Below are 8,951 nucleotides of genomic sequence, written 5' to 3'. Positions count from 1 at the left end.
TGCGGCGGTTGTTTCGCCAGATCTGAAGTGTCTGAACTTACTGGCTCAGTAGATCATGCCGAGTTCGAGCTGCGCCTCTTCCGACATCATCGAGGGATGCCAGGGCGGGTCCCAGGTGATCTCGACCGTGCAGCCGGGGATACTATCCAGCGCCGTGATCTTGTTCTCCACCTCGATCGGCAGGGATTCGGCGACCGGGCAGCTGGGCGAGGTCAGGGTCATCGTGACGATGACCCGGTTGTCGTCCTCGATGTCGATCTTGTAGATCAGGCCCAGCTCGTAGATGTTCACCGGGATCTCGGGGTCGTAGATCGTCTTCAGCGTGTCGACGATCTGGTTGCCCAGCTGCTCGACTTCGAGGCTGCGGGCGCGCTGGGCGGCATCCTCGGGTGTTTCCTGGAGAAATGCTTCGGCGCGATCGAGGCCGCTGTTCTCGTCCATGTCCGCTTCCTCAGCCATACTTGCGTACGATGTAGCGCAGGCTCTCCGCCAGCGCCACGACATCCGCCTCGTTATTGTAGATGCCGAACGAGGCTCGCGCACTGCCCTCTAAACCGAAGCGCCGGTGCAAGGGCTGGGCGCAGTGATGGCCGGTGCGGATGGCGATGCCGTCCAGGTCGAGCATGGCGCCCACGTCCTGGTGGTGCAGCCCGTCCACCCAGAACGACAGCGCACCCGTCCGGTGCTCTGGATCGCCCAGGAGATGGAGGCCCGGGATCTGCTGCAGGGCGCGCCCAGCCTCGGCCATCAGCCGGGTCTCATGCGCCTCGACCGCACGGATGTCGAACTGGCCGAACCAGTCCAGCGCCGCGCCCAGCGCATGGACGCCGGCGATGTCCGGCGTGCCGGCCTCGAAGCGGAACGGGATCTCGCCATAGGTCGTGCCCTCGAAGGTCACCCGGTCGACGATCCCGCCGCCGCCCTGCCAGGGCGGCATGGCTTCCAGGTGCTCGCGCTTGCCGTAGAGCACGCCGACGCCGGAGGGCCCGTAGATCTTGTGTGCGGAGAAGGCCAGGAAGTCGGCACCGACCGCCTGGACGTCCACGGCCACGTGCTGCACCGCCTGGGCGGCGTCGAGCAGCACCGGCACCCCCGCCGCATGGGCGATCCCGACGATCTCGGCGACCGGGTTGACGGTGCCCAGCACGTTGGAGACCCAGGTGCAGGCCAGCATCCGGGTGCGTGGCCCGATCATCTCCCGCAGAGCGGCCAGATCGAGCTCGCCCGGATCGGTGATCGGCACGGCCACCACCTTCGCCCCATGGCGCATGGCGACGAGCTGCCAGGGCACGATGTTGGAGTGGTGCTCCATGGTCGTGACCAGGATCTCGTCGCCCGCCTGGAGCCTCGGCTCCAGGAACGACCAGGCGACCAGATTGATCGCCTCGGTCGTGTTGCGGGTGAACACGATCTCGCGCCAGTCGGCAGCGCCCAGGAAGGCCTGGACCTTACGCCTGGCGCCGTCGAACGCGTCGCTGGCGCGCTGGCTGAGATCGTACACGCCCCGATGGATGTTCGCGTAGTCGTGGCGGTAGAACTCCGCCTCGGCCGCGATCACCGCCTCGGGCTTCTGCGTGCTGGCCCCGCTGTCCAGGAACACCATCGGCCGGCCGTTCATCTCCTGGCCGAGGATCGGGAACGCGGCGCGTACCGCGTCCGGATCGAAACCGGTTGCGGCCGCCTGGGCCCGGACATCGGTGGCCATGTCGCTCACCCCAGCTCGGCCAGCCGCTCGCCGCCGGGCAGCCGGTCCAGGATCATGCGCCGCACCACGTGCCCGACGCTCTCGTCCTTGATCCGCTCCAGCACCTCGCCGGTAAACGCGAAGGTCAGCATGGAGCGGGCCAGCGCCTCGTCCAGCCCGCGCGAGCGCAGGTAGAACAAGGCGGTCGGGTCCAGGTCGCCGCAGGTGGCGCCGTGGCTGCACTTCACGTCGTCGGCATAGATCTCGAGCTCGGGCTTGGCGTCGATCTCGGCATCGTCCGACAGGAGCAGGCTGTCGTTCTTCTGGTAGGAGTTGGTGCGCTGCGCGTCCTTGTGCACGAAGATCTTGCCGGCGAACACGGCACGGCCGCGCCCGTCCGCCACGGTCTTGTAGAACTGGTCCGACTGGCAGTCCGGCATCTCGTGGTGCACGCGGATCAGCGTGTCGACGTGCTCCGTGCCCTGCGGCATCATCAGCCCGTTCAGGATCGCCTCGCTGTGGGTGCCGCGCAGGCGGACCTCCATCTCGTGGCGGATCAGGCTGCCACCCAGCCCGGCATTGGTCTGCTGCAGCCGGGCACGGTTGCCCAGCACGTAGCGCGACCGGGTGATGGCGTTGCGCCCCTGGCCCTGCTCGAGGGTCCGGTCAATGGTGAGTTCCGCCCCGTCGGCGACCTCGATCGTCTCGACCTGATTCATCAGGCTGTCCGCCTGGCCGAGTGCCACCGTGGTCATGATGACGTCGAGCTTGGCGCCCTTGCCCAGCCGGATCACATGGCGCGGGTGGGTCATGAAGGCGCTCTCGCCCGCGGTCAGCAGCGAGATGATCTGCAGCGGCTCGTCCAGCGCCACGCCGTCCTTGAGCGAGATCCAGGCGCCATCCTCGACCAGCGCCCGGTTCAGCGCCTCGAAGCTGTGCTCCGGCTCGTCGTTGACGCTGCTGCGCTCGACCAGCTCCGGCGTCTCCGCCAGGACCTGGGCCAGCGGGCGGACGGTCATGCCGGCCGGCAGGCCGCCCAGATGGCTGAACTGCGGAACGGCTCGGCCGTTCACCAGGATCAGCCGGCGCGCCCGATGGCCGCCCGCGAAGTGCGGGATGATCAGGTCGGGCTCGACCGTGCCGCGCGGCGCCAGGCCGAACGGGCGGTTCGCGAAGCTGGAGACGTTGGTGTACTTCCAGGCCTCGACCCGTGCGGTCGGCACGCCCAGCGCCTGGAAGCGCTCGAACGCGGCGGCGCGCTCCTCCAGCGCCCGGCCGGAGCTGCCGGCGGCCTCGCCGCGCAGGCGCTCCAGCGCCTCCGCGAAGGCCGGCACCGGCTCGACGGTGCGGTTGCGGGTGACGACGCTCATGCCGCGGCCTCGGCGAACTCGGCGCCCAGCACGCCGCCATAGCCCTTCTCTTCCAGGGTCAGCGCCAGCGAGCGGTCGCCGCTCGTCTGGATCCGGCCCTTGGCGAGCACATGGACATGGTCCGGCACGATATAGTCGAGCAGGCGCTGGTAGTGGGTGATGATCAGGAAGCCGCGGTCCGGCGAGCGCATCGCGTTCACGCCGTCGGCCACCGTGCGCAGCGCATCGATGTCCAGGCCGCTGTCGGTCTCGTCGAGGATGCAGATCCTGGGCGCCAGCATGGCCATCTGCAGGATCTCGTTGCGCTTCTTCTCGCCGCCCGAGAAGCCGCGGTTGACGTCGCGCTTGAGCAGCGCGTCGCCGACGCCGATCTGGCCGGCCTTCTCCTTGACCGCCTTCATGAACGCGGCCGCGGAGATCTCCTCCTCGCCCCGCGCCTTGCGGATCGAGTTCATCGCCTGGCGCAGGAAGTACATGTTGGACACGCCCGGGATCTCGACCGGGTACTGCATGGCCAGGAACAGGCCGGCGGCGGCACGCTCCTCCGGCTCCAGCTCCAGCAGGTCCTCGCCGTCCAGCTGGACACTGCCCTCGGTCACCTCGTAGCCGTCGCGCCCGGCCAGCACATAGGCCAGCGTGCTCTTGCCCGAGCCGTTCGGGCCCATGATCGCATGGACCTCGCCCGGCTTGATGGTGAGCGAGACCCCCTTCAGGATCTCCTTGTCCTCGCCCTCGATGGTGGCGTGCAGGTCTTTGATTTCGAGCATGATCTCTTGATCCGATCGGGTGCCGCGGCACCCCCGACTTGTTCAGTGAGAGGCGTGGCCGCTGATCAGCCGACGCTGTGTTCCAGGCTGATCGCGAGCAGCTTGCGCGCCTCGACCGCGAACTCCATGGGCAGCTCGTCCATCACCTCGCGGCAGAAGCCGTTGACGATGAGCGCCACGGCGTCCTCCTCCGAGATTCCGCGCTGGCGGCAGTAGAAGAGCTGGTCGTCCGAGATCTTGGACGTGGTCGCCTCGTGCTCGCACTTGGCCGAGCGGTTGCGCACCTCGATATAGGGCACGGTGTGCGCGCCGCACTTGTCGCCGATCAGCATCGAGTCGCACTGAGTGTAGTTGCGCGCACCCTCGGCCGACTTCAGGACCTTCACCAGGCCACGATAGGTGCTGTCCGAGGTACCGGCGGAGATGCCCTTCGCGACGATGCGCGAGCGGGTGTTCTTGCCGATATGGATCATCTTCGTGCCGGTGTCGGCCTGCTGGCGGTTGTTGGTCACCGCGACCGAGTAGAACTCGCCCACCGAGTTGTCGCCCTGCAGGATGCAGGACGGATACTTCCAGGTGATCGCCGAGCCGGTCTCGACCTGCGTCCAGCTGATCTTGCTGTTCCTGCCGCGGCAGGCACCACGCTTGGTCACGAAGTTGTAGATGCCGCCCTTGCCCTCGGCATCGCCCGGATACCAGTTCTGGACGGTCGAGTACTTGATCTCGGCATCGTCCAGCGCGATCAGCTCGACCACCGCGGCATGGAGCTGGTTCTCGTCACGCTGGGGTGCCGTGCAGCCTTCCAGGTAGCTGACGTAGGAGCCCTCGTCCGCGATGATCAGGGTCCGCTCGAACTGGCCCGTACCCTTCTCGTTGATGCGGAAATAGGTGGAGAGCTCCATCGGGCAGCGCACGCCCTTGGGGATGTAGACGAAGCTGCCGTCGGTGAAGACGGCCGCGTTCAGCGCCGCGAAGAAATTGTCGCCGGCCGGGACCACGCTGCCCAGATACTTGCGCACCAGCTCGGGATGGTCCTGCACCGCCTCGGACATCGAGCAGAAGATGATCCCCAGCTCCTCCAGCTTCTTGCGGAAGGTGGTGGCCACCGAGACGCTGTCGAAGACGTAGTCGACCGCGACGCCGGCCAGGATCTCCTGCTCCTTGATCGGGATGCCCAGCTTCTCGTAGGTGCGGCGGATCTCCGGGTCGATCTCGTCCAGGCTCTTTGGGCGCTCCTTGATCTTGGGCGCCGCGTAGTAGCTGATCGCCTGGTAGTCGATCGGCTCGTAGTCGACCTTCTGCCAGGTCGGCTCCGTCATGGTCTGCCAGCGCTTGTAAGCGGCCAGACGCATCTCGGTGAGCCACTCCGGCTCCTGCTTCTTGGCCGAGATCAGACGGATGACGTCTTCGCTCAGGCCCTTGGGCGCGATGTCCACCTCGATATCGGTGACGAAGCCGTACTTGTACTCGCCGCCGGTATACTCACGGACCGTCTCGAGCGCGGTCGCCATGGATGTCGATCTCCCGATATGCGGCCGTCAGGCCGAAAGATGTCCGGACGGGCGCGCCTGCTGCCGTCCTGCTTCGTCATCCGCGTGGCCATCCATGAAGGCCTCGGGCACCGCGGTCGCCATCTCCTCGATGGATACCGCCGCCAGTGCCACGCGGATGGCACGGTTGATGGTGTTCCAGTTGGTCCGGGTCAGGCAGACCGAATCGAGGCTGCAGTCGGAGCCGTTCGGGTCCAGGCAGCTCGTGATCGCGATCGGTCCTTCCACCGCCTCGATCACTTCCGCGACCGATACCCGCCGGTTGGTATCCGCCAGGCCGTAGCCGCCGCGCGCACCGCGATGGCTGACCAGCACACCGGAGCGGACCAGCGTCTTGAGGAGCTTGCTGGTCGTGGGCAAGGGGATTCCGGTCGCCGCCGCCAGCTCGGGCGCGCTCCAATGGCGGTTGGGGTAGCGCGCGACCTGGGTGGTCAGCACGATCCCGTAATCGGCAAGGCGGCTCAGTCGGATCACGCTCTACCAGACCTGGGAAGCAGCTCGGAATCATTCCAGACCGGAACGGTCCAGTTTCCCCTGCTCAATTGGCGTCTGCGGCGATGATGTCAAGCGATCGTGACGCAGGCTGCGGCCAAGAATCCGCCGGACGACCGGCACGACTTGAGGCCGCCGCCCCGTTCTGCGAGCGTCCCACCCGTCAGTGGCCACTAGCTAGGCATTCGTAGCCCCATGTCCAAGCCCCTGCCGCTCGACGGCGTGCGCATCCTCGACCTCAGCCGGATCCTGGCGGGCCCCAGCTGCACCCAGCTCCTGGGCGACCTCGGTGCCGACGTGATCAAGATCGAGCGGCCGGGCGAGGGCGACGACACGCGCAAGTGGGGGCCGCCCTTCGTCACGGGCGAGGACGGTGCCGACACCGGCGAGAGCGCCTACTATCTCTGCGCCAACCGCAACAAGCGCTCCGTGGCGATCGACATCGCGCAGCCCGAAGGTGCCGACCTGGTCCGTCGGCTGCTGGCCGGCTGCCACGTCCTGGTCGAGAACTTCAAGGTCGGCGGGCTCGCCCGCTATGGCCTGGCCTATGAACAGCTCAAGGAGCAGTTCCCGAGCCTGGTCTACTGCTCGATCACCGGCTTCGGCCAGACCGGCCCGTATCGCGACCGCGCCGGCTACGACTACCTGGCCCAGGGCCATGGCGGGCTCATGAGCGTGACCGGCGCGCCCGACGGCGAGCCCATGAAGGTCGGGGTCGCGATCGTCGACGTGATGTGCGGCATGTACGCGGCCACCGGCATCCTGGCCGCCCTGCGCCATGCCGAGCGGACCGGCGAGGGCCAGCAGATCGACCTGGCGCTGCTCGACACCCAGGTTGCCACCATGATCAACCAGGCGACCAACTACCTGGTCTCCGGCAAGGCGCCGCCGCGGCTGGGCAACCAGCATCCCAACATCGTGCCCTACCGGGTCTACCAGGCCAAGGACGGCCACGTGATCCTGGCGGTCGGCAACGACACCCAGTTCCGCCGCTTCTGCCAGGTGGCCGGGCTGCCGGAGCTGGCCGACGACCCGCGCTTCGCCACCAACCGCGCGCGGGTCCGCCATCGCGCCGAGATGGACGCCCTGCTGCCCCCGGTGATGGCGTCCCGCACCATCCGGGAATGGGTGGACGAGCTCAGCGCGCTGGGCGTGCCGTGCGGCCCGGTGAATACCCTGCCGGACGTGTTCGCCGACCCGCAGGTGCAGGCACGTGGCATGCAGGTCGATGTGCCCCATGCCGTGGCCGCCGCCGGCACCGTGCCGCTGCTGGGCAACCCGCTGCATCTCTCCGCCACGCCGGTCCGCTACGAGAAGGGGCCGCCCGTGCTGGGCCAGGACACGGACGCGGTGCTGGCCGAGCGCCTGGCCCTGTCGGCGGACGAGCTGGCGGAACTGCGCGCCGGCGGCGTCATCGGCTAGCGGCATGGACGCAGCCGCGCCAGGTGCCGGGATCTGGGTCGAGACTGCGCATGGCCGGCTCCATGCCCGGTCCTGGCCGGCACCGGATGCCGACACCGCCCGGCCGCCGATCGTGCTGCTGCACGACTCACTGGGCTGCGTCGAGCTCTGGCGCGACTTCCCCGGCCGTCTGGCCACGGCGACCGGGCGGCGGGTCATTGCCTATGACCGGCTGGGCTTCGGCAGATCCGACCCGAATCCGGGCCGGCTCGGACCCGACTTCGTCCTGGAGGAGGCGAGGGGCGGGCTTGCCGCCGTGCTCGCTCGGTTCGACATCGGCGACTTCGTCGCGTTCGGCCACAGCATCGGCGCCGGCATGGCGATTACGGCCGCCGCCGCCCATCCCGGCACCTGCCGGGGCGTGATCAGCGAATCCGCCCAGGCCCTGGTCGAGGAGCGCACGCTCGCAGGAATCAGGGCAGCGCAGCGCCAGTTCGCGCTGCCCGGGCAGATGGCACGGCTGGAGCGCTATCATGGCGCCAAGGCGGCATGGGTCCTGGACGCCTGGACCGGGACATGGCTGTCGCCCGGGTGGGCCAGCTGGAATCTCGATGCCGAGCTGCGCGCGGCCTCCTGCCCGATCCTGGCCATCCACGGGGAGGACGACCCGTACGGCTGCACCCGGCACCCGGAGCGGATCGCGGCGCTGGCGGGCGGGCCGGTGACCGTCCGACTCCTGCCGGGCTGCGGACATGTCCCGCACCGCGAGCAGGAGCCGGACGTGCTGCGGGCGGTCGTGGCCTTCCTGGGCTGAGCGTCAGCCAAAGGCTCAGGTGCCCGCGGCCTGCCTCCCGGGTGCGCGGTAGCTGGAGCTGGCGAAGCAGGGATGGTCGGCGCGCAGGAAGAACAGGTGGATCTGCCAGAGCAGCCCGTCGCCCGGACGCCAGAGCGGGTCGCACAGGTCGGCCGGGCGCAGGCCCAGCCCCTTCAGGTGCAAGGACATCTCGTCGAAGGTCAGGTTGCGGCCGCCGGCGAAGCCCAGCTTGAAGTTGTAGCACTCCATCATGAGGATCGCGGTCTGCCGCAGGGTCTGCTCCGCCCCGGCCAGGATCGGCAGCTCCGCGCCATGGGTGTCGAACTTCAGGAAATAGGGCGGGGGCAGGGCGTGCTGGGCGATCAGCGTGTCGAGCCGGACCGAGCGGATCTTCTTGGCATCGGGGTCGGTGGCACCCTCCAGTGCGATCCCGCCGGTCCGGTCGGTCTTGAGCATGCCGATCTCGCCGTCATGCTCGGCCAGCGCCGCGACCTCGCCCACCAGGCCCGGCAGCTTCTTGGCGAGGCCGTCCCAGACCGGGCGGAAGCTCTCGTCCATGTCGATCAGCAGGACCCGGGCACCCGGCCAGTGCTCGACGAAGGACAGGGCGTCGTCGCCCTTGCCGGAGCCCAGGCAGACCAGGGTGCCGATCTCGTCGACATTGGCGCGCAGGCGCACCAGGGCGGAGGCGAGCGAGGTCGGGTGCGCCAGCATCGCCTGGCGGGACAGCGCCGGGGCTGCCGGTGCCGCGGGTGGCGTCGGGGCACGCGGCGCTGGCGGCTCGTCGCGAAACGCGACCGCGGCACGCCGGAGCCTGGTCAACAGAGCGGATCGGCCGGTCATGCCCGTCTCCAAGGAGTTGCTGCCGCAGGT

The 8,951-nt window shown here is 68.6% G+C and carries 9 protein-coding genes; 2 read left to right on the top strand and 7 right to left on the bottom strand.

The features are described 5' to 3' along the window. Nucleotides 1-45: 45 nt before the first annotated feature. The 6 genes from VNS22_RS12885 to VNS22_RS12860 form a co-directional block, all read right to left on the bottom strand. Nucleotides 46-441, bottom strand: a complete 396-nt coding sequence (locus tag VNS22_RS12885) for an SUF system Fe-S cluster assembly protein (RefSeq protein ID WP_325733016.1) — start codon at nucleotides 439-441, stop codon at nucleotides 46-48. Nucleotides 442-451: 10 nt separating this feature from the next. Then, complete coding sequence (locus tag VNS22_RS12880; protein WP_325733014.1) at nucleotides 452-1,705, bottom strand: SufS family cysteine desulfurase; 1,254 nt, start codon at nucleotides 1,703-1,705, stop codon at nucleotides 452-454. A 5-nt stretch (nucleotides 1,706-1,710) separates the two neighbouring features. Then, entirely contained in the window at nucleotides 1,711-3,054 is a 1,344-nt protein-coding gene (sufD, locus tag VNS22_RS12875) for a Fe-S cluster assembly protein SufD (RefSeq protein WP_325733012.1), read from the bottom strand. Beyond that, nucleotides 3,051-3,821 carry a Fe-S cluster assembly ATPase SufC gene (gene sufC / locus VNS22_RS12870; RefSeq protein ID WP_325733010.1) on the bottom strand — a complete coding sequence of 257 codons (771 nt, stop codon included), beginning with the start codon at nucleotides 3,819-3,821 and terminating at the stop codon, nucleotides 3,051-3,053. Before sufC ends, sufD begins: the two co-directional genes overlap by 4 nt. 65 nt (nucleotides 3,822-3,886) lie before the next feature. Next, nucleotides 3,887-5,332, bottom strand: coding sequence for a Fe-S cluster assembly protein SufB (gene sufB, locus VNS22_RS12865; RefSeq protein ID WP_325733008.1), 1,446 nt, complete (start codon nucleotides 5,330-5,332; stop codon nucleotides 3,887-3,889). 27 nt (nucleotides 5,333-5,359) lie between these two features. Next, the gene (locus VNS22_RS12860) at nucleotides 5,360-5,845 is read right to left on the bottom strand and encodes an SUF system Fe-S cluster assembly regulator (protein WP_325733006.1); all 486 of its coding nucleotides are present in this window, start codon (nucleotides 5,843-5,845) and stop codon (nucleotides 5,360-5,362) included. Between the two features lie 213 nt (nucleotides 5,846-6,058). On the opposite strand from VNS22_RS12860, the gene VNS22_RS12855 reads away from it, so the two are divergent. Both VNS22_RS12855 and VNS22_RS12850 read left to right on the top strand, forming a co-directional pair. After that, nucleotides 6,059-7,285 (top strand): CaiB/BaiF CoA-transferase family protein, encoded by a 1,227-nt coding sequence (locus VNS22_RS12855; RefSeq protein WP_325733004.1) that lies wholly within the window; start codon nucleotides 6,059-6,061, stop codon nucleotides 7,283-7,285. A 4-nt stretch (nucleotides 7,286-7,289) separates the two neighbouring features. Next, entirely contained in the window at nucleotides 7,290-8,078 is a 789-nt protein-coding gene (locus VNS22_RS12850; protein ID WP_325733002.1) for an alpha/beta hydrolase, read from the top strand. 15 nt (nucleotides 8,079-8,093) lie between these two features. On the opposite strand, the gene VNS22_RS12845 is transcribed toward VNS22_RS12850, so the two are convergent. Then, a partial coding sequence (locus VNS22_RS12845) for an FkbM family methyltransferase (protein ID WP_325733000.1) occupies nucleotides 8,094-8,951 on the bottom strand: 858 nt, incomplete at its 5' end.

The sequence above is a fragment of the Geminicoccus sp. genome (genome assembly GCF_035556675.1).
GTDB lineage: Bacteria > Pseudomonadota > Alphaproteobacteria > Geminicoccales > Geminicoccaceae > Geminicoccus.
This window is presented reverse-complemented; position numbering and strand designations above follow the sequence as displayed.